This is a genomic window from Nocardioides dongkuii, from assembly GCF_014127485.1.
Lineage (GTDB): Bacteria > Actinomycetota > Actinomycetes > Propionibacteriales > Nocardioidaceae > Nocardioides > Nocardioides dongkuii.
Genome location: NZ_CP059903.1, coordinates 2,283,162 through 2,307,172, shown reverse-complemented (window position 1 = coordinate 2,307,172; position 24,011 = coordinate 2,283,162). Strand labels below are relative to the sequence as shown.

Below are 24,011 nucleotides of genomic sequence, written 5' to 3'. Positions count from 1 at the left end.
ATGACCCAGACCCAGCTGGCGGGTCTCCTCCCCGAGCTGGAGGTGATCCGGGACGACTTCCCGATCCTCGGTCGGACGCTCGCGGGCGGCCTGCCGCTGGTCTACCTGGACAGCGCCAACACCTCGCAGAAGCCGCAGGTCGTCATCGACACGATGGTCGACCACCTCGAGCGGCACAACGCGAACGTCGCGCGCGCGATGCACCAGCTCGGGGCCGAGTCGTCCGAGGCGTTCGAGGCGGCGCGCGACAAGGTCGCGACGTTCCTGCACGCCCCCAGCCGCGACGAGGTGATCTTCACCAAGAACGCCTCCGAGGCGCTGAACCTGGTGGCGAACACGCTGGCCTGGGCCCGCGGCGACCTCGCGCTCGGCGAGGGCGACGTGGTGGTCACCACCGAGATGGAGCACCACTCCAACATCGTCCCGTGGCAGCTGCTCACCGAGCGCACCGGCGCCACGCTGCGCTGGTTCGGGCTCACGGACGACGGCCGGCTGGACCTGTCGAACATCGACGAGCTGATCACCGTGCGCACCAAGGTCGTCACGCTGACCTGGGTCTCCAACATGCTCGGCACCATCAACCCGGTCGCCGACATCGCCCGGCGCGCCCACGAGGTCGGGGCGCTCGTCGTCCTCGACGCCTCGCAGGCCGCGCCGCAGCTGCCCGTCGACGTCGTCGCCTCGGGCGCCGACGTGGTGGTCTTCACCGGCCACAAGGTCGTCGGGCCCACCGGCATCGGCGTGCTGTGGGGCAAGCGCGAGGTGCTCGACCAGCTGCCGCCGTTCCTCGGCGGCGGCGAGATGATCGAAACCGTCCGGATGGAGCGCTCGACGTACGCGTCGATCCCGCACAAGTTCGAGGCCGGCACCCCGCCGATCGTCGAGGCCGTCGGCCTCGGCGCCGCGGTCGACTACCTCTCGCACATCGGCATGGACGCGATCCACCGCCACGAGCAGGCGATCACGGCGTACGCGCTCGAGGGCCTGGCCACGATCCCCGGCCTGCGCGTGCTCGGCCCGCTGGACGCCGCCGACCGCGGCGGGGCGATCGCCTTCGAGATCGACGGCGTGCACCCGCACGACGTCGCCCAGGTGCTCGACTCGCGCGGCATCGCGGTGCGCGCCGGTCACCACTGCGCCCGGCCTGCGCACGCCCGCTTCGGCGTCCAGAGCACGACCCGGATGTCGTCGTACCTCTACACGACGCCGGCCGAGATCGACGCGCTCGTCGAGGGCCTCGAGTACACCCGTTCCTACTTCAAGGTGGGCCAGCGATGAGCCAGGACCTCGACGCGCTGTACCAGGAGATCATCCTGGACCACTACAAGAACCCCCTCCACCGCGGCCTCCGCGACCCCTACGAGGCCGAGGTGCACCACGTCAACCCGACCTGCGGCGACGAGGTGACGCTGCGCGTCCACGTCGCCGACGGCCGGGTCGAGGACGTGTCGTACGACGCCGTCGGCTGCTCGATCTCGCAGGCCTCGACCTCGGTGATGGCCGACCTGGTCATCGGCAAGCCGGTCGGGGAGGCGATGGCGATCCACGAGCAGTTCCTGACCCTCATGCAGGGGAAGGGCACCGTGGAGCCCGACGAGGACGTCCTCGAGGACGGCATCGCGTTCGCGGGCGTCGCGCGCTTCCCAGCCCGGGTCAAGTGCGCACTTTTGTCGTGGATGGCCTGGAAGGACGCCACGTTGCAGGCCGGTTCGCCGGCAGAGAAGGAGACATCCCATGACTGATGCCCCACTGATCGACCACAGCGACCTGCCCGACGTCCCCGAGGCCACCGGCGGGGGCACCGCGACCGTCTCGGTCGAGGACGTCACCGAGGCGATGAAGGACGTCGTCGACCCCGAGCTCGGCATCAACGTCGTCGACCTCGGCCTCGTCTACGACCTGCACCTCGACGAGTCCAGCAACCTCGTGATCGACATGACCCTCACCTCGGCTGCCTGCCCGCTGACCGACGTGATCACCGACCAGACCGAGAGCGCGCTCGAGGGCCTGGTCAACGACGTCGCGATCAACTGGGTCTGGATGCCGCCGTGGGGCCCGGACAAGATCACCCCGGACGGCCGCGAGCAGCTCCGAGCCCTCGGATTTAATGTCTGAGGCACTGCCGCGCGAGGTACGAGCGGGGCAGTGACCCGAAGAGGTCGAGCAAGCCCGCGGGTGAGCTTGCGAACCCGCGACGGGCGTGCCGAGACCTGAGTCGGTGCACGGAAGCGAGAGGCGCGCGTGCGCCAAGATCGCCCTGTGATGGACTGCTCCGGTGACGAGCGTCCTGGTGCCGGCAGCCCGCTTCGAGCGCTGGGTCCTCAACTTCCGCGGCCGCCACGGGGAGACCGGGCTGACGGTCGTCGACGGAGCCCTGGCGGGCGCGGCGGATGACGGCTCGACGTTCACGGCCCGGCTGCCCTTCGCCGCGGCGTACGACGGGCTGCCGGACGCCGCGGGCTTCGCGGCGGGGGTGGTCGCGCCGGGGGACTGGGGCCTGCTGCTGGTCCGCAAGGGCGGCTTCGCGGTGGCCCGGCTGGCGGGGGTGCAGACCGTGGCGTCCAAGGTCGGCCAGCGGCACGTCCAGGGGCGCACGAAGGCTGGCGGGCAGAGCCAGCAGCGGTTCGCCCGACGGCGCGACAACCAGGCCCGGCAGGCCTACGAGGCGGCCGCCGACCACGCGGCGCGGCTGCTCGAGGGGCTGCGCGGACCGGTCGTGGCCGGCGGCGACCGGCCGGCGGTCGAGGAGGTCCTCGAGGACCCGCGGCTGCGGCACCTCGCCGTCCTCGACCCGTGGCTCCCGGTCCCCGACCCGCGGCGCGCGGTGCTCGAGCAGGCCCTCGTCGACGCCTGCTCGGTGCAGGTCGTCGTGACGAACGCGGACGCCTCGTGACCGCCGTCCGGATCGTGATCATGGCGGACACGCACGTCCCGAAGCGCGCCCGCGACCTGCCGCCGCAGCTGTGGGCGGCCGTCGAGAGCGCGGACGTCGTGCTGCACGCGGGCGACTGGGTCGACGTGTCCCTGCTCGACGTGCTGGAGGCGCGCAGCGCCCGGCTCGTGGCGTGCTGGGGCAACAACGACGGGCGGGCGCTCCGTGACCGGCTCCCGGAGGTGGCGCGGGTCGCGCTCGGCGGCGTGCGGTTCGCCGTCGTCCACGAGACCGGTGACGCGAAGGGCCGCGAGGCGCGCTGCTCCGCGGCGTACGACGACGTCGACGTGCTGGTCTTCGGGCACAGCCACATCCCGTGGGACACCGTCACCGCGACCGGCCTCCGGCTGCTCAACCCGGGCTCGCCCACGGACCGGCGCCGGCAGCCGGCGTGCACCTACCTGACCGCGACAGCGGCGGAGGGCGCCCTCACCGACGTCGTCCTGCACCGGCTGCCGCCGCGCAGCTGAAGGCTCACCTCACCGGGATCCGGCCCCGGTTCTGCCACCATGAGCCTCATGTGGCAGCCCGAGCCCGGCTGGCACCCGCTCCCGGGTGGCACCGGCACCTCCACCCTCGGGGTGTGGCGCACCGTCATCGGCCACCAGCCGGTCGTCGTCAAACGGCTCGCGGCGCCCGGCGAGGACGACCCGGCCGAGCTCAGCGATCCCCGCCACTTCGCCTACTGGCGGCGTGCGGCCGACGTCGCCACCACCTGCCTGGTCGACCGTACGCCGGGGCTGCGAGCACCCGTCACCGCGGTGGAGGAGGACGGTGAGGGGATCACGCTCACCCAGGAGTGGGTCGAGGACGCCGCGTCCAGCGGGCTCTTCGGCGCGAACGCGCTGGGCCGCTTCGCCGGCGTCGACCTCGGCGGGGTGCGGTGGCTCGCGCGCGACCAGCTGCGCGACCGGATGCGGCGGGTGGAGCACCGCGGTGGCTGGCGGACGCTCTCCCGGACCACCGTCGCCGACGTGGCGGACCACCTGTGGGGACGGCGTACAGCGTTGCTCGACGAGCTCGACGGCCTGGCCCAGGTGGCTCAGCACGGCGACCCGGTGCCGGCCAACCTGCCCGGCCGCGTCGGTGACGACGTGGTGGCCATCGACTGGGGGATGCTCGGGCACGGCCCCGTGGGGGCCGACCTCGGGTACTTCATGCTGTCGGCGCGTGAGGCGTTCGAGCCGCTCCTCGAGGCCTACCTGATGGGGTTGCCCGCCGGCGTCGCGACGCGGGAGGAGGTCGCCCAGGGCGCCCGGGTCACCGCCGTCCTCACGGCACTCAACCACGCGGAGTGGGCACTGGCGCGGGTCGCCGGGGGTGAGGGCGCGCTCGCGGGCAAGTTCCGCCACCCCGCCGTGGCGCCGCACCTGCGGGCGCTGCAGCGCCAGCTGCCTCAGGTGGAGGCACTGATGCAGGGACGCGGCTAGCTAGGCGTCCTGCTCGGCCAGGGCGAGGTCGACCCAGAACACCGAGCCGACGCCGGGCGTCGACTCGACCCCCATGAACCCACCGTCGCGCTCGGCGAGGGAGCGGGACAGGGGAAGGCCGAGCCCGGTGCCGCGGATGCCCGGACCGGCGAACCGCACGAACGGCCGGAACACCTCGTTCTGCTGCTCGGCGGTCAGCCCGGGTCCGTCGTCGCGCACGCCGATCCGCACCCGTGGCCGGCCGAGCTCGTCGACGGCCCGGGTGGTGGTGACGCGCACCGTGCCACCCTCCCGGTGGTGGGTGATCGCGTTGCCGACGAGGTTGGTGAGGATCTGGCGCAGCGCCGCCGGGGTGGTGCGGACGATCGTGCCGGGAGGGACCGCGGTCTCGACGGTGACCCGGGCAGTGAGGGCCGGCGTACGCAGCCAGTGCACGACGTCCGCCAGGGCGTCGGCGACGTCGACCGCCTGCGTCTCCGCGCCCCCGCCGAGCTCCTCGCCGGTCCCGAGCAGGTCCTCCACCACCGCGTGCAGCTGCTCAGCGGCGCGCAGCACGATGTCGGCGTCGTGCGCCACGGAGGCGGCGTACCCGGTCGTGTCCGTGCTCGTCCGATCACGAGCGTCGTCCCCTAGGAGCTCTGCCATCCCCAGGATGGCGGTGATCGGCGTCCGCAGCTCGTGGCCGACGGCCGCGAAGAAGTGCTCCTTGCTCTCGTGCGCGGAGTCGCCGCGGTTGATCGCTTCCACCAGCGCGAGCTGGCCCAGCTCCTCGGTCATCCGGGAGGCGAGGACGGCGCTCAGCAACCGGACATCCGCGACGTACGACGCGGGCCAGGGTCCCGGCTCCTCCCGGGCGAGCCCGAGGCTGCCGAAGAGGACGCCGTCGCGCACGATCGACCGGGAGACGAGCGCGCGGACGTTGCAGCCCATCAGCTCCTCCCGGTCCTGGTTGGCTTCGGTCGGAAGTCGAGCGGTGTCGCTGACGACGACCACGTCCTCACGCGCGTGCTGCGAGAGCCAGGGGAGCGAGAGGGCTTGGTCGGGTCCCGCGCCTTCGGGAGGTGCCACGGAGCAGCTCGCGCCGGGGGCGGTCCACTCGCGGAGCCACGCGCGCTTGCCGAGCGGGACCCACCCTTCCGTGCGCTCTGGTGCCGCGCTCGTCAACGCGACGGTGACGCCGTCAATGCCCGCCTGAGTCGACAGCAGTCCGACGACCTGCTCGACCGAGGACGCGATGTCGTGGGCGTCAGTCAGGAGCGTGGCGGCCAGGGCGGTGGCGGCTGGCCCGGCGCCGACCGGGTAGGAGACGGCCTGAAGCCCGCTCTCAACTTCGGAGGACGTCGACACTGTCGTGACCCTACCCGGCGTGACGGCGCCGGTGTGCGCGCACCAGGGAGGGCCGGGGGGACAGCCCGCGGTCGGCGTTCACCGTGGGCGGGTGGTCGACGTGCAGGGCCAGGTCGGCCGACCACTCGACGAGTCGGGCGAGCTGGGCGAGGCCGAGGTTGCGGCCGGGACAGGCGTGCGGTCCCGCACCGAACGGGAGCCACGCGCCGGGGCGCCGATCGGTGCCGATCCAGCGGAGCGGATCGAGCTCGCCGAGCGGCGAGGATCCCGCGTCGGGGCCCGGTACGAGGCGGGGGAGGAGACCGAGGGCGAGCGGGCTGACCAGCACGGGGGTGTAGGCGGGCACCTCGGTGCCCTGGAGGACCGAGTCGGCGACGGCGATCCGCGGCAGCACCCAGGTCGGCGGGAAGAGTCGCAGCACCTCCCACACGAACGGCACGGCGAGCTCGGGGTCCTCGCGGATCAGGCGGTGCAGGTCGGGGCGGGCGGCCAGCTGGGTGAGGCACCAGGCGCCGGATGCGATCGGGACCTGCACGCCGGCGGCCAGCGCCGTGGCCAGCGCCGGTGCCTCCGCGGAGCCGACCTCCTGCAGAGCCCCGATCAGACGGCGTCGCGCGCTGTGCTCGGCGCGCCGGTGGGCGGACCACCGCCGCGGCGGGCGTGCGGCGGAGATGACCGGGCCGAGGGAGTCCACCCAGGCGAGCACCAGCCCGGCGATCCGGTCCCGGTCCGCGATGCCGAGGGCCGGCAGCATCGCCGCCGTCGTGGACCGGGCCACCGGGTCACGGAGCAGCACCAGGGTGTCGATCTCGGTCGACTCGACCGGGACCGCCGTGTGCGCGAGCTCCTCGGCGAACACCGCGGCGCCGACGGCGACGGCTTCCGGGGCGAGGGGAGGAGTGTCCTTCGCCTCGCGCCCGTGCCGCCGGACGGGCTGGCGGCTCACGTCGTACGGGAGCACGAAGTCCTCGGGGGCGGTCAGGACGGTGCGAGCCGCCTCGAGCGTCGTGACCACGACGTGCCCGTCGGGCGGGATACGGACCGGCGCTGGCGAGCCGGCCGCACGAACGACGGCGCCGAGGACGCCCGGAGGCTCCTCGGCGCCGTCTTGAGGCGTGGTGTTGCTCAGGCGTTCGGCCGGCGCCACGTGTAGTACGCGCGCAGGCTGCGACCAGCCTGGGCAATGGCACGGCGCTGACGGAAGTTACTCAACATCTGGTGTCCTCTCCTCGGTTTCCCCACTCGAGATTGAAACGTAGCGGGTCCGGGGTGATCCGTCACCGGTTTGAAGTACGTGTCTCAATTCGTGCCGTAGATGGCGTCGAGGACCTCGGAGATGTCCTGGCTCCGGAACGGCTTGGCGAGCACGTGGGTGATGCCCAGCTCGTTGAGCACGGGGCGCTCGGTGTGCGCGGAGGCGCTGATCACCACGATGTTCAGGCCCTCGGTGTGCTCGGGGTGGGCGCGCACCCACCGGACGACCTCGACCCCGGTCATCCGGGGCATCGAGAGGTCGAGGAGCAGCAGGTCGAACGGCCGTCGGGCCATCAGCTCGACCGCCTCCTGGCCGTCCTCGGCCTCGACCACGTCACCGTGGCCGAGCTTCTGGAGCATCCGCGAGGCGAGCATCCGCACGGGCTCGAAGTCGTCGGCGATGAGTACCCGCAAGGAGGGGGGCGCCGAGGCGTCGCCGGAGGTCATACCCGAACGGTATCGCTGTGACGGGGTCGGGCGGGACGCCGGATCAGACGCGGCTCGCCGAGAACGTGTCGCACGCCTCCAGGGAGCCCTCCTCGAAGCCGGTGCGGAACCAGCGGGCGCGGGAGGCCGCCGAGCCGTGCGTCCAGGACTCCTCGGTGACCTGACCCTGCGTCTTCTGCTGGATCCGGTCGTCGCCGACGGCGGACGCGGCGGCGAGTGCCTCCTCGATGTCGCGGTCGGTCAGCTCCGTGATCAGCACGTTGCCGTCGGCGTCCTCGGTGCTCGTCGCGGCGCGGGCCCACATCCCGGCGTAGCAGTCGGCCTGGAGCTCCAGGCGGACCGCGTCGCTCTGCGGGCCTTGCTGGGTCCGCACCTTGCCCATCGCGCCGAGCAGGTCCTGGACGTGGTGGCCGTACTCGTGGGCGAGCACGTAGGGCTCGACGAACCCGCCCTGCGGGCCGCCGAGCTGGCGGGCCAGCACGTCGTCGAAGAACGTCGAGTCGAGGTAGATCCGCTGGTCCCCGGGGCAGTAGAACGGGCCCACGGCAGCGGTCGCGGGCCCGCAGCCGGTCTGGACCGAGTCGGTGAAGGTGACCAGCTGGTCGACGGGTCGGAACCGGGGGCCGAGCTCGTCGGACCAGAAGTCGTGCAGCGAGTTCTCCACCGCGACGCGCCGGCAGTCCAGGCTCTCGTTGGCGTCGGCACCGGTCTCGCACGCGGCGTACCGCTCGCTGTCGTCGAGCCGGCTGCTGTCCAGGGCGGTGGCACCGCCGAGTCCGGTGCCCCCGCCGCCGCCGACGAGCTGGAACACGACGAAGACCAGGACGACCACGACGATCCCCCCGATCCCGCCACCCACCGGCAGCCCGCCGGGCATCCCCATCGCGGACCTGCCGCCACCGCCGCCACGGCGGCCGCGGCCGGCGTCCCCCACACGTCGGGTGTCGAGACGAGCCTTCGGGTTGAACCGCATCCGTCCTCCTTGCTGCTCCGATTCCTGCCGGACAGGTACCCGCAACTAGACTCGGCCCCCTGATGATCACCGCCTCCCAGCTCGAAGTCCGCGTCGGCGCGAGGCTCCTCATGGAGGACGTGAGCTTCCGCGTCGCCGCCGGCGACAAGGTCGGCCTGGTGGGCCGCAACGGCGCCGGCAAGACCACCCTGACCAAGATCCTGGCCGGCGAGGCGCTGCCGGCCGCCGGGACCGTCACCCGCACCGGCGAGGTCGGCTACCTGCCGCAGGACCCGCGCACCGGCGACCCCGAGGTGCTCGCCCGCGACCGGATCCTCTCCGCGCGCGGCCTGGACGACGTCGTACGCCGGCTGCGCGAGGCCGAGGAGCAGATGGGCAGCGACGACCCGACGGTGCGCGACCGCGCGATGCGCCGCTACGGCCGCGCCGACGACGAGATGCACGCCGGGGGCGGGTACGCCGCGGAGTCCGAGGCCGCGACGATCGCCGCCAGCCTCGGCATCGAGGACCGGCTGCTGGGCCAGCCGCTCAAGACCCTCTCCGGCGGGCAGCGGCGTCGGGTGGAGCTGGCCCGCATCCTGTTCTCCGAGGCCGAGGTGCTGATCCTCGACGAGCCGACCAACCACCTCGACGCCGACTCCATCGTGTGGCTGCGGGAGTTCCTCAAGTCGCACCGCGGCGGGTTCATCGTGATCAGCCACGACAACGCCCTGCTCGAGCAGACGGTCAACAAGGTCATGCACCTCGACGCCAACCGGTGCGTCATGGACGTCTACAACATGGGCTGGCGCAACTACCTGCTGCAGCGCGAGACCGACGAGAAACGCCGCAAGCGCGAGCGCGCCAACACCGAGAACAAGGCCAAGACCCTCACCGACCAGGCCAACAAGATGCGCGCCAAGGCGACCAAGGCCCAGGCCGCGCAGTCGATGCTCAAGCGGGCCGAGAAGATGATGGCCGGCCTCGAGGGCGAGCGCGCCGCCGACAAGGTGGCCCGGATCAAGTTCCCCGCGCCCGCCCCGTGCGGCAAGACCCCGCTCACCGCGGAGGAGCTGTCGAAGTCCTACGGCTCGCTCGAGGTCTTCACCGACGTCGACCTGGCGATCGACAAGGGCTCGCGGGTGGTCATCCTCGGGCTCAACGGCGCCGGCAAGACCACGATGCTGCGGATCCTCGCCGGCGTCGACCGCCCCGACACCGGGCGGGTGGTGCCGGGTCACGGGCTCAAGGTCGGCTACTACGCCCAGGAGCACGAGACCCTCGACACCAATCGGACCGTGCTGGAGAACATGCGCAGCGCCGCCCCCCAGCTGACCGACACCGAGGCCCGCAGCGTTCTGGGGTCGTTCCTCTTCTCCGGCGACGACGCCAACAAGCCCGCCTCGGTGCTCTCCGGCGGGGAGAAGACCCGGCTCGCGCTCGCGAGCCTGGTGGTCTCCAGCGCGAACGTGCTGCTCCTCGACGAGCCGACGAACAACCTCGACCCCGCCTCCCGCGAGGAGGTGCTGGGCGCGATCCGCGGCTACGAGGGCGCGATCATCCTGGTCACCCACGACGAGGGCGCCGTCCGTGCGCTCGAGCCGGACCGGGTGCTGCTCCTGCCCGACGGCGACGAGGACCTCTGGAACGAGGGGTACGCCGACCTGGTCTCCCTGGCCTGATCGCGGCCGTCTCGACGTGTGGGTGGTGCCGTCTACCCTTCCCGCATGACCCCAGACGAGCTCGCCCAGGCCGGACTCGTCGTCGAGAGGTCCGGTCCGGTGGTGACGGTGACCCTGCACCGTCCGGAGGTCCGCAACGCGCAGACCCCGGCCATGTGGCGGGCGCTCGGCACCCTCGGCGGCTCGCTCGACGACGACGTGCGCGTGGTCGTGCTCCGGGGTGCGGGCCAGAGCTTCTCGGCGGGGCTGGACCGCGCGATGTTCGACACGGCGGCCGGCCGGGAGGGCGTGGAGACGCTCGCCGACCTCCTGGAGCTGCCCGACGAGGAGGTCTCGGCGACCATCGAGGTCTACCAGCAGGGGTTCACCTGGCTGCGCGACCCGCGCTTCGTGTCCGTGGCCGCCGTCCGCGGGTACGCCATCGGCGCCGGGTTCCAGCTCGCCCTCTCCTGCGACCTACGGGTGGTCTCCCACGACGCCCGGTTCTCGATGAAGGAGCCCGCGCTCGGTCTGGTGCCCGACCTCACGGGAACAAAGCCGCTGGTCGAGTGCGTTGGGTACGCGAGGGCGCTCGAGATCTGCGCCACCGCCCGGATGGTCGAGGCCGACGAGGCGGTGCGGATCGGGCTGGCGATGACCGCCGTACCGGCTGCGATGCTGGACGCGACGGTCGCCGACCTGGCCGGCGCCCTGTCGGCACCGATGGTCGGTGCCGTGCGCGAGACCAAGGCGTTGCTGCAGGGAGCGGGGGACCGCACCCTCGACGACCAGCGGAGGCTGGAGCGCGAGGCGCAGGTGCGGCGGTTCCGCGACCTGGCCCGGTGGCACGCGGCGGGATAACCCGAAGGAGGACCACAGTGTCCGGGATGTACGGCGCCGGCTCGGCCTGGCGACACCTCAGGTCCGACCGCAGTGTCGTCGACAACCGCATCGAGGGGCACACCGTGCGCCGCGTCGTCGGGTTCGCCCGGCCGCACCGCGGGCTGATCTCGGTCTTCCTGCTGCTGACCGTGATCGACGCCTCGACCGTCGTGGTCACCCCGCTGCTGGTGCAGCGGGTCGTCGACGACGGCATCCTGGCCGGCGACGGCGGCCTGGTCACGGTCCTGGCGCTGGTGATGGCGGGGTTCGCGATCTTCAGCGCCGTCCTCGCGGTGCTCAGCGGCTGGTTCTCCTCCCGGATCGGGGAGGGGCTGATCTTCGACCTCCGCACCCAGGTCTTCGCCCACGTCCAGCGCCAGTCCCTCGCGTTCTTCACCCGCACCCAGACCGGCGCGCTGGTCTCGCGGCTCAACAACGACGTGATCGGCGCCCAGCGCGCCTTCACGAGCACGCTCTCGAGCACGGTGTCGAACAGCATCGCGGTGGTAGTGGTCGGCATCACCATGCTCGCGCTCAGCTGGCAGGTGACGCTGCTGTGCCTCGCGCTCTTCCCCGTGCTGCTGCTGGTCTCCCGCTTCGTCAGCGGCCGGCTGGCGGGCCTGACCCGGCAGCAGATGGACGGCAACGCCGACCTCGGCAACGTGATGACCGAGCGGTTCAACGTCGGCGGCGCGATGCTGCTGAAGCTCTTCGGACGCCGCGAGGAGGAGGACGAGCTGTTCGCCGAGAAGGCGGCGCGCGTCCGCGACCTCGGCATCCGGATCACCCTGGTCACCCGCATCTTCGCCGCGACCATGATGGCCGTGCCGGCGCTCGCGGCCGCGCTCGTGTACGGCGTCGGCGGGCACCTGGTCATCGACGACACGCTCACGGTCGGCACGCTCCTTGCGCTCGCCACCCTGCTGCTGCGCCTGCTCGGACCGCTGCAGGGCCTCTCCAACGTGCGCATCGACGTGATGACGGCGCTGGTCAGCTTCGAGCGGGTCTTCGAGGTCCTGGACCTGCCCTCGCTGGTGCAGGAGAAGCCGCAGGCGGTCCGGCTGCGTCCCGACGCGTCGCGCCTGGAGTTCGACCACGTGGGGTTCACCTACCCCCGGGCCGACGACATCTCGCTGGCCTCCCTCGAGCGGATCTCGCGGGTCGACTCGCGCGACCACGCGCCGGTGCTCCACGACGTCTCGTTCGTCGCCGCGCCCGGCCAGATGGTCGCCCTGGTGGGGCCGTCCGGGGCGGGCAAGACCACCGTCACCCACCTGGTGGCCCGGCTCTACGACGTCCAGGAGGGCGCGGTCCGCATCGGCGGCCACGACGTCCGCGACGTGACCCTGCAGTCCCTCGAGGACGCGGTCGGCTACGTCACCCAGGACGCCCACATGTTCCACGACACCGTCCGGGCCAACCTGCGCTACGCCCGCCCCGGCGCCACCGACGAGCAGATCTGGGCCGCGCTCGAGGCCGCGCAGGTCGCCGGGCTGGTGCGGGCGCTGCCCGACGGCCTCGACACCGTCGTCGGCGACCGCGGCTACCGCCTCTCCGGCGGCGAGCGCCAGCGGCTCGCGATCGCGCGGCTGCTGCTGAAGTCGCCGGCCATCGTGATCCTCGACGAGGCCACCGCCCACCTGGACAGCGAGTCCGAGGCCGCCGTCCAGCGCGCGCTCGACGCGGCGCTCGAGGGCCGCACCTCGCTGGTGATCGCGCACCGGCTCTCGACGGTCCGCAACGCCGACCTGATCCTGGTCCTCGAGGACGGGCGGATCGTCCAGTCCGGCACCCACCTCGAGCTGCTGGCCCGGGGTGGCCTGTACGCCGACCTCTACCGCACCCAGTTCGTCGAGGGCGACGGCACCCCGCCGGAGCCGGCCGAGGTCGGGGCCCGCTAGCTGTGATGCCCAGCCACGTTGGTCGAGGACCTGCGACGACACGGTCTGAGGCGATGGATGGGTGAAGGCCTCCCGGTGTGGAGTGGAGCTATCTAGGAACCGCTTCACACCCAGGAGGCCTTCGTGTCCCACGCTACCCATGCCAACGCTGCGCTGACACCACGTGCTCGGCTACGTCTGGCGCGTCTGATAGTTGACCAGGGCTGGCCGATTCCGAGGGCCGCGGAACGCTACGACGTGTCCTGGCGGACCGCGAAGAAGTGGGCCGATCGGTACTGCGCCGAAGGACCCGCCGGCATGGCCGATCGGTCCTCACGCCCGCACCACCAGCCGAACCGGACACCGGCGCCGGTGGTGCGCAAGATCGTGCACCTGCGCTGGAAGCAGCGTCTCGGACCAGTCGAGATCGGCGACCGGCTTGGCATGGCGTCCTCGACCGTGCATGCGGTGCTGGTGCGGTGCCGGCTCAACCGGCTCACCCACGTCGACCGGGCGACCGGGGAGCCCATTCGCCGCTACGAGCACGAACGCCCCGGCGACCTGCTCCACGTCGACGTCAAGAAGCTCGGCAAGGTGCCCGACGGCGGCGGCTGGCGCTATGTCGGCAAGCAGCAGGGCGAGAAGAACCGGGCCGCGACGCCGAACAAGCCCCGCAACAAGTACCGCGGCCCGTTGATCGGGACTTGCTACCTACACACCGTGATCGACGACCACTCCCGCGTCGCCTACGTCGAGGCCCACGACGACGAGACCAAGGAGACCGCCGCACTGGTCCTGCGCAACGCGGTGGCCTGGTTCGGCCAGCGCGGCGTCACCGTGCAACGGGTGCTCAGCGACAACGGCAGCTGCTACAAGTCCCACCTGTGGCGCGAGACCTGCGCCGAGCTGGGAATCACACCGAAGAAGACCCGGCCCTACCGACCACAGACCAACGGCAAGATCGAACGGTTCCACCGCACCCTGGCCGAGGGCTGGGCGTTCAAGAAGTTCTACAACTCCGAAGCCGCCCGACTCGCGGCTCTGCCAGCATGGATCCACCAGTACAACCACCACCGGCCCCACTCAGCAATCGGAAAGGCTGCACCCATCACCAGGTTGAACAACCTGGCTGGGCATCACAGCTAGCTGGTGCGCGCCGCCTGGCGGCGCTCCCGGCGGGCCCGGAGCTCCTGCTTCTCGCGCTTGCGGCGGTCCGGTCCGCCGCGCCACTCGTCGTAGGCGAACCAGACGAAGCCGACGATCGCCAGGATGCCGAAGAAGAACCACTGCAGGCCGTAGGCGAAGTGCGGCCCCTCGTCGAGCTCGGGGAGCTCGACCTGCTCCAGGGTCGCGTCGGCCTCGGCGGGCGGGGGGTCCTCGGAGCGGAGCTCGACCCACCCGCCGTACACCTCCCGGTCGATGGCCTCGCCGATCGCCTCGCTGTCGACGGCGCGCGCCGAGAGGTCGTCCACGCGGGTGCTGTCGCCGGACCCGTCCTGCCGCACGTACCCGGTGACGGTGACCTCGCCCGCCGGCGGCTCGGGCACGTCGCCGATGTCGCCGCCCTGGTTCACGGTCGGCATCCAGCCCCGGTTCACCAGCAGGGCGGTGCCGTCCTCGGTCACCAGCGGCACCACGACGTCCACGCCGGTGCCCTTCTCGCTGGGGCTGGTGCTGTAGCGGATCAGCACCGTGTCCTCGGGGGCGTAGGTGCCCCTCGCCGTCACCACCCGCCACTCCTGGTCGCGGGCGACGTCCCCGCCGGGGGCGAGCACGTCCTCGACGGGCGCGGGGGCGAGGTCCTCGTTGGCCCGCACGGAGGCGTTGTCGGACCGGCGCTGCTCGAGGCGGTCGAACTGCCACTGGCCGAGCCACCACGTGGCGGCGCCGGTGAGGACGATCGCCAGTGCGAAGAGAATCCACCGGCGGCTGAGCAGGAAACCGAGCGACCGCACGTCATCGAGGCTAACCGTGACCCCCGCTGGCCTAGACTGCAGGGGTGTCCATCCGGGAGCTCTCCGACCGCTACGGCCGTGTCGCGAGGGACCTCCGCGTCTCGCTGACCGACAAGTGCAACCTGCGCTGCTCCTACTGCATGCCGGCCGAGGGCTTGGACTGGCTCGAGAACGAGCGGCTGCTCACCGACGACGAGGTCGTCCGGCTGGTGCGGGTGGGGGTCGAGCGGCTCGGGATCAGCGAGGTCCGGTTCACCGGCGGTGAGCCGCTGGTGCGCCGCGGGATCGTCGACATCGTCCGCCGCAGCCGCGCGCTCTCCCCGGACCTCGAGCTCTCCCTGACCACCAACGCCCTCGGGCTCGCGCGCACCGCCCCCGCGCTCGCGGAGGCCGGTCTGGACCGGGTCAACGTCAGCCTCGACACCGTCCGCGCCGGGACGTTCCACGAGATCACCCGGCGCGACCGCCTGCACGACGTGGTCGCCGGCCTCGAGGCGGCGTACGCCGCGGGGCTCGGGCCGGTGAAGATCAACGCGGTCCTGCTCCGCGGGGTCAACGACGACCAGGCGCCCGAGCTGCTCGGGTGGGCCGTCGAGCGGGGCTACCACCTCCGGTTCATCGAGCAGATGCCGCTGGACGCCCAGCACGGCTGGGACCGCACCACGATGATCACCGCCGACGAGATCCTCGCGCGGCTGGCCGCGGCGTACGACCTGACTCCGGCGGTGGAGCCGCGGGGGAGCGCACCCGCCGAGCTCTGGCTCGTCGACGGCGGCCCGGCCACGGTCGGCGTGATCGCCTCGGTGACCCGGCCGTTCTGCGGCGACTGCGACCGCGTGCGGCTCACGGCCGACGGCCAGGTGCGCAACTGCCTCTTCGCCCGCGAGGAGTCCGACCTGCGCGCCGCGATGCGCGCCGGGGCCAGCGACGAGGAGCTCGCCGACCGCTGGGTGATCGCCATGCGCGGCAAGCGCGCGGGTCACGGCATCGACGACCCGACGTTCCTCCAGCCGGACCGGCCGATGTCCGCGATCGGCGGCTGAGCGCTCAGGAGTGCGGCTCGACGTCCTTCAGGAACCCGCGGGCGCCCAGGAAGTCGGAGAGCGACGCGCGGTGCTCCTCGCAGGCCAGCCAGGTCTTGCGGCGGTCGGGGGTGTGCAGCTTGGGGTTGTTCCAGAGCAGCGCCCAGGTGGCGGTCTCCTGGCAGCCCTTCGCCGAGCAGGGGTCGGTCACCGGTGTCCCTCGATCTCGCGGCGGTACGCCGTGTCGGCGAGGTCGAAGGTGTCGGTGCGGGTGGTCACGGCGTTGGCCATCACCACGGCGACGTAGGGCAGGATCAGCGCCCCGGCGATGAGGATCGGCCACAGCCAGTCGACCCCGGCGAGCGCGGCCACGATGGCGCCCACGAAGCACAGCGAGCGCAGGCTCATCGACATCAGGTAGCGGCGCTGGCGGGTCGCGATGTCGTCGGCGCGGTTGGCGGCCGCCGTGGTGATGCGCACCGCCTCCGGGGGGTGGGAGCGGTCGCGGGCCATGCCCCCAGCCTACGCCGGAGATGGTGGCCTACGATCGGCCTCCCACGACGTACGGAGGACCCCCATGACGAACCGCACCTACCGCGTGACCGAGATCGTCGGCACCTCTCCCGTCGGCATCGACGAGGCGGTCCGCAACGGCATCGAGCGGGCGTCCCAGACGCTCCGTCACCTCGACTGGTTCGAGATCACGCAGGTGCGCGGGCAGATCAAGGACGGCACCGTCGAGCACTTCCAGGTCGGCATGAAGGTCGGCTTCCGGCTCGAGGACGACTGACCCCGGACCGACCCCGGAACGCTTTTTCGCGTACCCGTCGGTAGTCGCTAGCGTCGCGTGACGTGAGCGAAGCCACCCAGACACCCCCCGGCAGGTCCGTCCTCGTCACCGGCGGCAACCGCGGCATCGGCCGCGCGATCGCCGAGGCGTTCGTCGTGAACGGCGACCGGGTCGCGGTCACCACCCGCAGCGGTGGCGCGCCCATGGGCACCCTCGACGTCCGCTGCGACGTCACCGACCCGGTGGCCGTCGAGGCGGCGTTCGCGACCATCGAGGCCGCGCACGGCCCGGTGGAGGTGCTGGTCGCCAACGCCGGCGTCACCGACGACACGCTGCTGCTCCGGATGTCGGAGGACCAGTGGTCCCACGTCCTGGAGACCAACCTGACCGGGTCCTTCCGGCTGACGAAGCGGGCGGCCAAGGGGATGCTGCGGCTGCGGCGCGGCCGGATCGTGCTGATCTCGTCCGTCGTCGGCATGCTCGGCTCCGCGGGGCAGGTCAACTACGCGGCGTCCAAGGCCGGCCTGGTCGGCATGGCCCGCTCGATCGCGCGCGAGCTGGGCTCGCGCTCGATCACCGCGAACGTCGTGGCCCCGGGCTTCGTCGAGACCGACATGACGGGCGTGCTCACCGACGAGCAGCGCACCGCCATCAAGGCGCAGGTCCCCCTCGGGCGCTACGGCACCCCCGAGGAGGTCGCGCAGACCGTGCTGTGGCTGACCGGCCCCGGCGCCGCGTACGTCACCGGGGCCGTCATCCCGGTCGACGGTGGACTAGGGATGGGGCACTGACATGGCAGGGATCCTCGAGGGCAAGAACATCCTGGTCGCAGGCGTGACCATGGACAGCTCGATCGGCTTCGCCACCGCGAAGGTGGCCCAGGAGCAGGGCGCGACCGTGCTGATCTCCAACTTCGGCCGGGCGCTCGGCATCACGCGGCGGATCGCCAAGCGGCTGCCGACCGAGCCGGCGGTGCTGGAGCTCGACGTCACCGACCCCGAGCACCTCGCGCGGCTCGAGGGCCTCGTCCGCGAGGAGCTCGGCCCCGACGCGGGTCTCGACGGGGTCGTCCACTCCATCGCGTACGGCAACCCCGAGACGCTGCTCGGCGGCAAGTTCCTCGAGGGACCGTGGGAGGACGTCGCGCAGGCGGTGCACGTCTCGGCGTACTCGCTGAAGTCGCTGGCCACCGCCTGCCGCCCGCTGATGGGCTCCGGCGGCTCGATCGTCGGCCTCACCTTCGACGCCACGGTCGCTTGGCCGGCGTACGACTGGATGGGCGTGGCGAAGTCGGCGCTCGAGTCCTGCTCGCGCTACCTCGCCCGCGACCTCGGGCCGCACGGGATCCGCTGCAACCTGGTCTCGGCCGGTCCGCTCAAGACCCTCGCGGCCCGGGCGATCCCCGGTTTCGAGGAGCTCGAGGCGATGTGGTCGGAGCGCTCGCCGCTGGGCTGGGACAACACTGACCAGGAGCCGACCGCGAAGGCGGTGTGCGCGCTGCTCTCCGACTTCTTCCCCGCGACGACCGGCGAGGTCGTGCACGTCGACGGCGGCTTCCACGCGATGGGGGCCTGACCGCGTCCGCTGGGTAATCTCCCGCCCGTGACCGCACTCGTCGAGCTCCGGGTCCTCGAGGGACCGAACCTCTACTTCCCCCGGGCGGCCATCAAGCTGACCCTCGACATCAGCGGCCTCGCGGCGGCGTCGGAGGACACCGCGGTGCGCTTCGCCCGCCGGATCGGGCTGCGGAGCACCCGGCCGGGGGCGCCGGACTCGGGCTTCCGGCAGCAGTTCGCGCTGCGCGCGGTGGCCCGGCTGGTGCGGGCGGTGGCGAAGGAGTCGGGGACCTCGTCCCTGGCCGTCCGGGTGCGGCCGACGTCCGACCCGCACCAGGTGGTCGTCGCCTACCCCTGGAAGCACCGCGGGCGCTCGCAGGAGATGGGCCTCGCCGTGGCGGGCGTGCTGGACGCGGTGCCGGCCGACGACGTGGAGGAGGCGGTCAGCGCGGCCGCCGTCCGGGTCGCCGCCGCCGAGCCCGGCGACCTGCCGCGCACGATCAAGCCCCGGATCCCGGTGGTCGCGGTCACCGGCACCAACGGCAAGACCACGACGTCCCGGATGGTCGCCCACATCGGGCGGGTGGACGGGCGGGTCGTGGGCTGGTCCAACACCGACGGGATCTACCTCGACGGGGAGCTCGTCGAGGCCGGCGACTACTCCGGGCCCAGCGGGGCCGGCCGGGTGCTCGAGCACCCCGAGGTCGAGCTCGCGGTGACCGAGACCGCCCGCGGGGGGATCCTGCTCAAGGGCATCGGGCTGACCCGCAACGACGTCTCGGTGGTCACCAACGTGACCGCCGACCACCTCGGCCTGCACGGCATCGACACCGTGGACCAGCTGGCCGAGGTGAAGGCGGTCGTCCCGCGGATCACCCGCAGGAGCGGGTGGGCGGTGCTGAACGCCGACGACCCGCGGGTCGACGCCATGCGCCACGTCATCAAGGCGCGGCCGTGGGTCTTCACCCGGACCCCTGACTCACCGGCGGTCCGGGAGGTGCTCACCGGCGGCGGTCGGGTCACGACGGTGATCGACGGGTGGGTCTCGGTGCTCTCCCCGAACGCCGACCCCGACCCGCTGGTGGAGCTGGTCGACGTCCCGATGACCCTGGCCGGGCTGTCCCGCTTCAACGTCGAGAACACCCTGGCGGCGGCCTCGGCGGCGCTCGCCGTCGGCATCGACCGCGACGTCGTGGTCAAGGGGCTGCAGACGTTCCTGCCCGACGCCGAGCACAACCCGGGCCGGATGAACGTCTTCAGCCTGGGCGAGGTCTCGGTCGTCGTCGACCTCGCGCACAACGAGGCCGGTCTCGAGGCGCTGGTGGAGATCATGAACGGCGTACGCCGTCCCGGCGGCCGCGTGCTCCTCGGGCTCGGCGTCGTGGGCGACCGGACCGACGAGCTGATCGAGAAGCTGGGCGAGCTCGCCGCCCGCGACAGCGACGTGGTCGCGATCGGCCACAAGGAGCGCTACCTGCGCGGCCGCACCCCCGAGGAGCTGGAGACGCTGATGCGCGCCGGCGCCGAGCGCGTCGGCGTCGCCGGCGTGCCGGCGTACCCGACCGAGGTGGGGGTGCTCTCGGCGCTCGTCGGCCAGGCCCTCCCGGGCGACGTCGTGGGCCTGATGTGCCACGCCGAGCGGGAGGAGGTCTACGCCTGGATCGCCGAGCAGGGCGGCACGGCCGACGACCCCGAGACGCTCGCGGCCAAGGTGCGGGTGGCGACCGGCAAGGCCTGAGCTCAGGCGTACGACGGGTCGTCGCGCTCGCCCGAGGCGATGTCGACGTCGCCCTCGACGAGCAGCGCGACGAGTCCGGTCTCGGACCGGGTCTCGTGCAGCTCGTTCGGCTCCCAGACCGCCGCCTGCCCGGGCTCGAGGACGACGGGGTCGCCGTGCGAGCCGGAGACCACGGCGTCGCCGGAGAGCACCACCAGCAGCTGCCGGCCGGCGGCGGGGTGCCGCCCGACGACGCCGCCGGGTCGCAGCCGCACCGTCACCAGGTGCGCCTCGGCGGTGATGCCGAGGCCGGTGACGTCGAACCCGCGGCTGCCGTGGGCGTCGACGGGCCGGCCCGCCCGGGCTCCGAGCGTGAGGACCCTCATGCCTCCGCCGGGCCGCCGGACACCAGGTCGGGGTCGGCGGCGGGGGCGTCGGAGGAGACGCCGGCGCCGGCCTGCGCCTGCGAGGACCAGGTCTCGAGCTCGCTCATCACCGCCGCGTGCTTGTCGACGCAGAGGACGAGCAGGTCGCCGCGGTTGGCCCGGGACATCGCGTGCCGGACCGCCGAGATCTCGTCGAGCACCTCCTCGACCTGCTTGCACCGGGCGCCCTCGGCCATCGCCGCGCGGACGCCCTCGAGCACCAGGCTGGCGACCACGCCGCGCTCGCGCCCGCGGAGGGACTCGTCCTCGCGGACCACCACCACGTCGAAGTGCTGGGCCGCGATGTGGCCGAGCTCGCGCATGTCCTCGTCGCGGCGGTCGCCCGCCGTGGCGATGATGCCGATCCGCGAGGGCCGGGCCAGGTCGTGCGAGGACGACATCGAGTCGCCCACCCGGTCGACGAAGTCGCCGAGCATCCGCATGCCCGGCGCGTTGTGGCAGTAGTCGACGATGACGTTGACGCCGTTGACCTCGACCTCGTTGAGCCGGCCGGGGGAGAGGTAGTAGTTGGTCGAGAACGACCGCAGGCCCTGACGGATGTCGTGGAGCGGAGCGCCGGCGGCGAAGGCCGCCGCCGCCGCGCCCAGGGCGTTCTGGACGTTCATCCGGGCGCGGCCGCCGAAGGTCGCGGGCAGCAGGTGGGTCCAGGCCAGCTGCATCTCGCGCGGGCCGTGCTTGACCACGATCATCTCGCCGCGCTCGGAGGGGTTCAGCACCAGCGCCTTGCCGCCCCGGCGGCAGTGCGCGTCGATCATGTCCCGCGTCTCGGACCCCGGCTCCTCCATCGAGAACCACACGACCTGCCCCGAGCAGCGGCGACGCATCTCCCGCACCAGCGGGTCGTCGGCGTTGAGGACGGCGTGCCCGTCGCGCGGCACCGCCTCGACGAGCACCGCCTTGACGTCGGCGAGCTGCTCCACGGTGTCGATGCCGCGCAGGCCCAGGTGGTCGGGCTGGACGTTGAGGACGACGGCGACGTCGTTGCGCTCGTAGCCGAGGCCCTCGCGCAGGATGCCGCCGCGGGCGACCTCGAAGACGGCGGTGTCCACGCGGGGGTTCTGCAGCACCATCCGGGCCGACCGCGGGCCGGAGGCGTCGGCGCGGATCACCAGCCGCTCGTCGATCACGACGCCGTCGGTGGAGGTCATGCCGACCTTGCGGCCCATGCCCTTGAAGATGTGGCTGATCATCCGCGCGGTGGTCGTCTTGCCGTTGGTGCCGGTGACGGCGATGATCGGGATCCGCGAGGTCGACCCCGGCGGGAACAGCATGTCGACGACCGGCTTGGCGATGAACTGCGGCTCGCCGATCGTCGGGTGGGTGTGCATCCGGAAGCCCGGAGCCGCGTTCACCTCGCAGATCGCGCCACCGGTCTCGCGGACCGGCTCGGTGATGTCGGGGCAGATGAAGTCGATGCCCGCGATGTCCAGCCCGACCATGCGGGCCGCCTCCTCGGCGATCTCGACGTTCTCGGGGTGCGCCTCGTAGGTGCGGTCGATGGAGATGCCGCCGGTGGACATGTTGCCGGTCAGCGCGAGCCGCACCGTGGTGCCCTCGGGCGGCACGTCGCTCATCTCGAAGCCCTGGTCGCGCACCAGCCCGACGGCGGTGTCGTCGACCTTGATCCGGGTCAGCACCTTCTCGTGGCCCACGCCGCGCCGGGGGTCGGCGTTCGCGAGGTCGACGAGCTGCTCGACCGTCGAGGTCCCGTCACCGGTGATCGAGGCGGGCACGCGCTCGGCGATGGCGGCGACCCGCCCGTCGATGATCAGGCAGCGGTAGTCCTTGCCGGTGACCATCGACTCGACGATGACCGTGCCCCGGCGCGACTCGCCCAGGGCGACGTCGTACGCCTTGCGCACCTCGGCGGCGTCCTGGAGGTTCAGGCAGACGCCGCGGCCGTGGTTGCCGTCGAGCGGCTTGACCACCACGGGGTAGCCGATCCGGTCCGCGGCGCGGACGCACGCCTCCTCGGTGCGCACCGACTCCTGCTTGGGCACCGGCAGGCCGGCCGCGCCGAGCAGCGAGGTGGTGAGGTCCTTGTCGGAGGCGATGTCGACGGCGATCGCCGAGGTCGCCGAGGTCATCGTGGCGCGGATCCGCTTGGCGTGGACGCCCTGCCCGAGCTGCACGAGGGAGTACTTGTTCAGCCGCAGCCACGGGATGTCACGGGAGACGGCCTCGTCGAGGATCGCCTGGGTCGACGGGCCGAACGCGGTGCGCTGGGCGCGGGTGATGAACGACTCCAGCTCCTCGTCCCAGTCGAACCCGGGGTCGGCCTCGACGAGGTGGTTCACCAGGCGTACGGCGAGTCGCGCGGCCGCGAGGCCGACCTGCTCGTCGGCGTACCCGAACACGACGTTGTACTGGCCGGGGCTGCCCTTGACCTGCCGGGTCTTGCCGCGGCGGACGTCGTGGCCGACGACCTGCTGCAGGGCGAGCGCGGTGTGCTCGGCGACGTGGCCCAGCCAGGTGCCCTCGACCAGCCGCTCGACGAACCCGCCGCGTCGTCCGCGTGAGCAGGAGTGCTCGCGCAGCCCCGGCAGCATCTCGAGGAGGTTGTCGGTGAACCCCGGCAGCGTGTTGGTGGGGAACTTCTCCAGCACGCCGAGGTCGACGACGAGGTGCACGGCCTTGTCGTAGGACCACACGTTGGCCCCGCGGTAGACCCGCGTCTCCAGGATCGTCAGGTCGGGGGTGGGGCGCTCGGTCATGCGGTGGTTCCGTTCTGCGGGAGGGGGATGGGCTTCTTGGTGCGCAGCGCGAGCCGGCGTCGGAGCGCGCCCGGGGAGGCGTCGGCGGCCGCGATGTCGCGGGCGAGCCTGCGCAGGTCCTGACCGGCCTCGGCGAGCTCGGCGACCTCCTCGGGGTCCACCTCGTGGCTCCGGGGGAGCAGGGTCCGCGACCCGAGGTCGAACGCCGAGCCCTCCGGGAGGACGTGCAGCACCACCCCGCTCGCCAGCAGCGGCGCCGACCGCTTCGCCTCGAAGGCGTTGGTGACGATCCGGGAGGGGTCGAAGACGGTGACCGCGCCGCGGCCGAGCACCCGCAGCACCTGCCGCTCGCCGACGCCGTCCTCGTCGTCCCGGGCCGGCTCGTGCTCGACGATGGCCGCGGTGTCCTCGTCGACGCCGATCCCGAGCAGCTGGGGTGACTGGGCCACGATCATCAGCAGCCGGCCGTAGCGGTTGCGCTGGTCGAAGTGCTGGTCGATCACCGAGGACTCGAGCAGCCCGAGGCCGGCGGCGACCTGGGTCATCCGCTGCTTGGGGGTGGAGCCGCCGACGCCGAAGGCGACCATGTGGCTGGACTGGATGCTCGCGCCCGCCGACGTGCCGGCCACGACCACGCCGCGCTCGTGCGCCTCGACGATCGCGTCCCCGAGCGGCGTCCCGCAGACGATGGCGGAGAGCTTGAGCTGGTTGCCCCCGGTCATGAAGATGCCGGTCGCGCCGGCCAGGGCCGCCACGAGCGCGGGGTCGTGGGCGTCGTCGCGCGACTCGGGCCGCACCGCGACCACCTCGGCGGCGCCCTCGCTGCGGAAGAGCGCGTCGTACACCTCGACGACCTCGTGACCGAGCGACGACGCGGTGGGCACCACGGCGATCCGCGCCCGGTCGCCGCCGCTCCGGGCGACGAACTCCTTGAGGATGGTGCGCCGCCGGAGCTTGTCCTCGGCGCCACCGATGATCATGAGAGGTCCCCTGGGCATGACAGTCACCCTAGGTGGTGGGACAGTG

General features: G+C 72.5%; 25 protein-coding genes. 15 read left to right on the top strand and 10 right to left on the bottom strand.

Features of this window, described 5'->3' with window-relative positions:
- The 6 genes from H4O22_RS11130 to H4O22_RS11105 all read left to right on the top strand — a co-directional run bounded on the left by H4O22_RS11130 (nt 1) and on the right by H4O22_RS11105 (nt 4,362).
- Complete coding sequence (locus H4O22_RS11130) at nt 1-1,278, top strand: cysteine desulfurase (protein WP_182523480.1); 1,278 nt, start codon at nt 1-3, stop codon at nt 1,276-1,278.
- Nucleotides 1,275-1,742, top strand: a complete 468-nt coding sequence (gene sufU / locus H4O22_RS11125; protein ID WP_182523479.1) for a Fe-S cluster assembly sulfur transfer protein SufU — start codon at nt 1,275-1,277, stop codon at nt 1,740-1,742. The genes H4O22_RS11130 and sufU overlap by 4 nt, the downstream gene beginning before the upstream one ends.
- The gene (locus H4O22_RS11120) at nt 1,735-2,115 is read left to right on the top strand and encodes a metal-sulfur cluster assembly factor (protein WP_182523478.1); all 381 of its coding nucleotides are present in this window, start codon (nt 1,735-1,737) and stop codon (nt 2,113-2,115) included. The genes sufU and H4O22_RS11120 overlap by 8 nt, the downstream gene beginning before the upstream one ends.
- A 160-nt stretch (nt 2,116-2,275) precedes the next feature.
- Nucleotides 2,276-2,893 carry an acVLRF1 family peptidyl-tRNA hydrolase gene (locus H4O22_RS11115; RefSeq protein WP_182523477.1) on the top strand — a complete coding sequence of 206 codons (618 nt, stop codon included), beginning with the start codon at nt 2,276-2,278 and terminating at the stop codon, nt 2,891-2,893.
- Nucleotides 2,890-3,402, top strand: a complete 513-nt coding sequence (locus H4O22_RS11110) for a metallophosphoesterase family protein (RefSeq protein WP_244962929.1) — start codon at nt 2,890-2,892, stop codon at nt 3,400-3,402. Before H4O22_RS11115 ends, H4O22_RS11110 begins: the two co-directional genes overlap by 4 nt.
- A gap of 48 nt (nt 3,403-3,450) precedes the next feature.
- On the top strand, nt 3,451-4,362 hold the full coding sequence (locus tag H4O22_RS11105; RefSeq protein WP_182523476.1) for a phosphotransferase: 912 nt from the start codon (nt 3,451-3,453) through the stop codon (nt 4,360-4,362).
- Here the strand turns inward: H4O22_RS11105 and H4O22_RS11100 are convergent, their stop codons facing one another.
- The 4 genes from H4O22_RS11100 to ypfJ form a co-directional block, all read right to left on the bottom strand.
- Nucleotides 4,363-5,430: a sensor histidine kinase gene (locus H4O22_RS11100; RefSeq protein ID WP_182523475.1), complete on the bottom strand. Its 1,068-nt coding sequence runs from the start codon at nt 5,428-5,430 to the stop codon at nt 4,363-4,365.
- A 289-nt stretch (nt 5,431-5,719) separates the two neighbouring features.
- Nucleotides 5,720-6,724 carry a cytochrome P450 gene (locus H4O22_RS11095; protein ID WP_182523474.1) on the bottom strand — a complete coding sequence of 335 codons (1,005 nt, stop codon included), beginning with the start codon at nt 6,722-6,724 and terminating at the stop codon, nt 5,720-5,722.
- Between the two features lie 284 nt (nt 6,725-7,008).
- Entirely contained in the window at nt 7,009-7,410 is a 402-nt protein-coding gene (locus tag H4O22_RS11090; protein ID WP_182523473.1) for a response regulator, read from the bottom strand.
- Nucleotides 7,411-7,453: 43 nt separating this feature from the next.
- The gene (gene ypfJ, locus H4O22_RS11085) at nt 7,454-8,383 is read right to left on the bottom strand and encodes a KPN_02809 family neutral zinc metallopeptidase (RefSeq protein WP_182523472.1); all 930 of its coding nucleotides are present in this window, start codon (nt 8,381-8,383) and stop codon (nt 7,454-7,456) included.
- Nucleotides 8,384-8,445: 62 nt separating this feature from the next.
- Here ypfJ and H4O22_RS11080 point away from each other — a divergent pair, with 62 nt between their 5' ends.
- The 4 genes from H4O22_RS11080 (at nt 8,446) to H4O22_RS11065 (ending at nt 13,931) form a co-directional block, all read left to right on the top strand.
- Nucleotides 8,446-10,044 carry an ABC-F family ATP-binding cassette domain-containing protein gene (locus tag H4O22_RS11080; RefSeq protein WP_182523471.1) on the top strand — a complete coding sequence of 533 codons (1,599 nt, stop codon included), beginning with the start codon at nt 8,446-8,448 and terminating at the stop codon, nt 10,042-10,044.
- A 45-nt stretch (nt 10,045-10,089) separates the two neighbouring features.
- Nucleotides 10,090-10,884 carry an enoyl-CoA hydratase/isomerase family protein gene (locus H4O22_RS11075; protein ID WP_182523470.1) on the top strand — a complete coding sequence of 265 codons (795 nt, stop codon included), beginning with the start codon at nt 10,090-10,092 and terminating at the stop codon, nt 10,882-10,884.
- A 26-nt stretch (nt 10,885-10,910) separates the two neighbouring features.
- Nucleotides 10,911-12,806 (top strand): ABC transporter ATP-binding protein, encoded by a 1,896-nt coding sequence (locus H4O22_RS11070; RefSeq protein ID WP_182527089.1) that lies wholly within the window; start codon nt 10,911-10,913, stop codon nt 12,804-12,806.
- Between the two features lie 123 nt (nt 12,807-12,929).
- Nucleotides 12,930-13,931: an IS481 family transposase gene (locus tag H4O22_RS11065; protein ID WP_182523469.1), complete on the top strand. Its 1,002-nt coding sequence runs from the start codon at nt 12,930-12,932 to the stop codon at nt 13,929-13,931.
- Here the strand turns inward: H4O22_RS11065 and H4O22_RS11060 are convergent.
- On the bottom strand, nt 13,928-14,740 hold the full coding sequence (locus H4O22_RS11060; RefSeq protein WP_182523468.1) for an SURF1 family cytochrome oxidase biogenesis protein: 813 nt from the start codon (nt 14,738-14,740) through the stop codon (nt 13,928-13,930). The genes H4O22_RS11065 and H4O22_RS11060 overlap by 4 nt on opposite strands.
- Before the next feature lie 44 nt (nt 14,741-14,784).
- Here H4O22_RS11060 and moaA point away from each other — a divergent pair, with 44 nt between their 5' ends.
- Nucleotides 14,785-15,783, top strand: coding sequence for a GTP 3',8-cyclase MoaA (gene moaA / locus H4O22_RS11055; protein ID WP_220451143.1), 999 nt, complete (start codon nt 14,785-14,787; stop codon nt 15,781-15,783).
- A 4-nt stretch (nt 15,784-15,787) separates the two neighbouring features.
- On the opposite strand, the gene H4O22_RS11050 is transcribed toward moaA, so the two are convergent.
- The gene (locus H4O22_RS11050) at nt 15,788-15,973 is read right to left on the bottom strand and encodes an acetone carboxylase (protein ID WP_182523467.1); all 186 of its coding nucleotides are present in this window, start codon (nt 15,971-15,973) and stop codon (nt 15,788-15,790) included.
- Nucleotides 15,970-16,275: a DUF3099 domain-containing protein gene (locus H4O22_RS11045; protein ID WP_182523466.1), complete on the bottom strand. Its 306-nt coding sequence runs from the start codon at nt 16,273-16,275 to the stop codon at nt 15,970-15,972. Before H4O22_RS11045 ends, H4O22_RS11050 begins: the two co-directional genes overlap by 4 nt.
- Before the next feature lie 64 nt (nt 16,276-16,339).
- Here H4O22_RS11045 and H4O22_RS11040 point away from each other — a divergent pair, with 64 nt between their 5' ends.
- The 4 genes from H4O22_RS11040 to H4O22_RS11025 all read left to right on the top strand — a co-directional run bounded on the left by H4O22_RS11040 (nt 16,340) and on the right by H4O22_RS11025 (nt 19,846).
- On the top strand, nt 16,340-16,552 hold the full coding sequence (locus tag H4O22_RS11040; RefSeq protein ID WP_182523465.1) for a dodecin: 213 nt from the start codon (nt 16,340-16,342) through the stop codon (nt 16,550-16,552).
- A gap of 62 nt (nt 16,553-16,614) precedes the next feature.
- Nucleotides 16,615-17,343 (top strand): 3-oxoacyl-ACP reductase FabG, encoded by a 729-nt coding sequence (gene fabG / locus H4O22_RS11035; protein ID WP_182523464.1) that lies wholly within the window; start codon nt 16,615-16,617, stop codon nt 17,341-17,343.
- 1 nt (nt 17,344) lies between these two features.
- Complete coding sequence (gene fabI, locus H4O22_RS11030; protein WP_182523463.1) at nt 17,345-18,127, top strand: enoyl-ACP reductase FabI; 783 nt, start codon at nt 17,345-17,347, stop codon at nt 18,125-18,127.
- Nucleotides 18,128-18,154: 27 nt separating this feature from the next.
- The gene (locus H4O22_RS11025; RefSeq protein ID WP_182523462.1) at nt 18,155-19,846 is read left to right on the top strand and encodes a Mur ligase family protein; all 1,692 of its coding nucleotides are present in this window, start codon (nt 18,155-18,157) and stop codon (nt 19,844-19,846) included.
- 2 nt (nt 19,847-19,848) lie between these two features.
- Here the strand turns inward: H4O22_RS11025 and H4O22_RS11020 are convergent, their stop codons facing one another.
- Genes H4O22_RS11020 through H4O22_RS11010 form a run of 3 tightly spaced genes read right to left on the bottom strand, consistent with a single transcriptional unit; the run spans nt 19,849 to nt 23,983 of the window.
- Nucleotides 19,849-20,211, bottom strand: a complete 363-nt coding sequence (locus tag H4O22_RS11020) for a cupin domain-containing protein (protein WP_182523461.1) — start codon at nt 20,209-20,211, stop codon at nt 19,849-19,851.
- Complete coding sequence (cphA, locus tag H4O22_RS11015; RefSeq protein WP_182523460.1) at nt 20,208-22,985, bottom strand: cyanophycin synthetase; 2,778 nt, start codon at nt 22,983-22,985, stop codon at nt 20,208-20,210. The genes H4O22_RS11020 and cphA overlap by 4 nt, the downstream gene beginning before the upstream one ends.
- Nucleotides 22,982-23,983: a cyanophycinase gene (locus H4O22_RS11010; RefSeq protein ID WP_182523459.1), complete on the bottom strand. Its 1,002-nt coding sequence runs from the start codon at nt 23,981-23,983 to the stop codon at nt 22,982-22,984. Before H4O22_RS11010 ends, cphA begins: the two co-directional genes overlap by 4 nt.
- Nucleotides 23,984-24,011 lie beyond the last annotated feature (28 nt).

Excerpts from the sequence above, each read along its gene's own strand:
- H4O22_RS11130 (WP_182523480.1), top strand. The coding sequence starts at position 1 with ATGACCCAGACCCAGCTGGCGGGTCTCCTCCCCGAGCTGGAGGTGATC.
- sufU (WP_182523479.1), top strand. The coding sequence starts at position 1,275 with ATGAGCCAGGACCTCGACGCGCTGTACCAGGAGATCATCCTGGACCAC.
- H4O22_RS11120 (WP_182523478.1), top strand. The coding sequence starts at position 1,735 with ATGACTGATGCCCCACTGATCGACCACAGCGACCTGCCCGACGTCCCC.
- H4O22_RS11105 (WP_182523476.1), top strand. The coding sequence starts at position 3,451 with ATGTGGCAGCCCGAGCCCGGCTGGCACCCGCTCCCGGGTGGCACCGGC.
- H4O22_RS11090 (WP_182523473.1), bottom strand. The coding sequence starts at position 7,410 with ATGACCTCCGGCGACGCCTCGGCGCCCCCCTCCTTGCGGGTACTCATC.
- ypfJ (WP_182523472.1), bottom strand. The coding sequence starts at position 8,383 with ATGCGGTTCAACCCGAAGGCTCGTCTCGACACCCGACGTGTGGGGGAC.
- H4O22_RS11080 (WP_182523471.1), top strand. The coding sequence starts at position 8,446 with ATGATCACCGCCTCCCAGCTCGAAGTCCGCGTCGGCGCGAGGCTCCTC.
- H4O22_RS11075 (WP_182523470.1), top strand. The coding sequence starts at position 10,090 with ATGACCCCAGACGAGCTCGCCCAGGCCGGACTCGTCGTCGAGAGGTCC.
- H4O22_RS11070 (WP_182527089.1), top strand. The coding sequence starts at position 10,911 with ATGTACGGCGCCGGCTCGGCCTGGCGACACCTCAGGTCCGACCGCAGT.
- H4O22_RS11045 (WP_182523466.1), bottom strand. The coding sequence starts at position 16,275 with ATGGCCCGCGACCGCTCCCACCCCCCGGAGGCGGTGCGCATCACCACG.
- H4O22_RS11040 (WP_182523465.1), top strand. The coding sequence starts at position 16,340 with ATGACGAACCGCACCTACCGCGTGACCGAGATCGTCGGCACCTCTCCC.
- fabI (WP_182523463.1), top strand. The coding sequence starts at position 17,345 with ATGGCAGGGATCCTCGAGGGCAAGAACATCCTGGTCGCAGGCGTGACC.
- H4O22_RS11020 (WP_182523461.1), bottom strand. The coding sequence starts at position 20,211 with ATGAGGGTCCTCACGCTCGGAGCCCGGGCGGGCCGGCCCGTCGACGCC.
- cphA (WP_182523460.1), bottom strand. The coding sequence starts at position 22,985 with ATGACCGAGCGCCCCACCCCCGACCTGACGATCCTGGAGACGCGGGTC.
- H4O22_RS11010 (WP_182523459.1), bottom strand. The coding sequence starts at position 23,983 with ATGCCCAGGGGACCTCTCATGATCATCGGTGGCGCCGAGGACAAGCTC.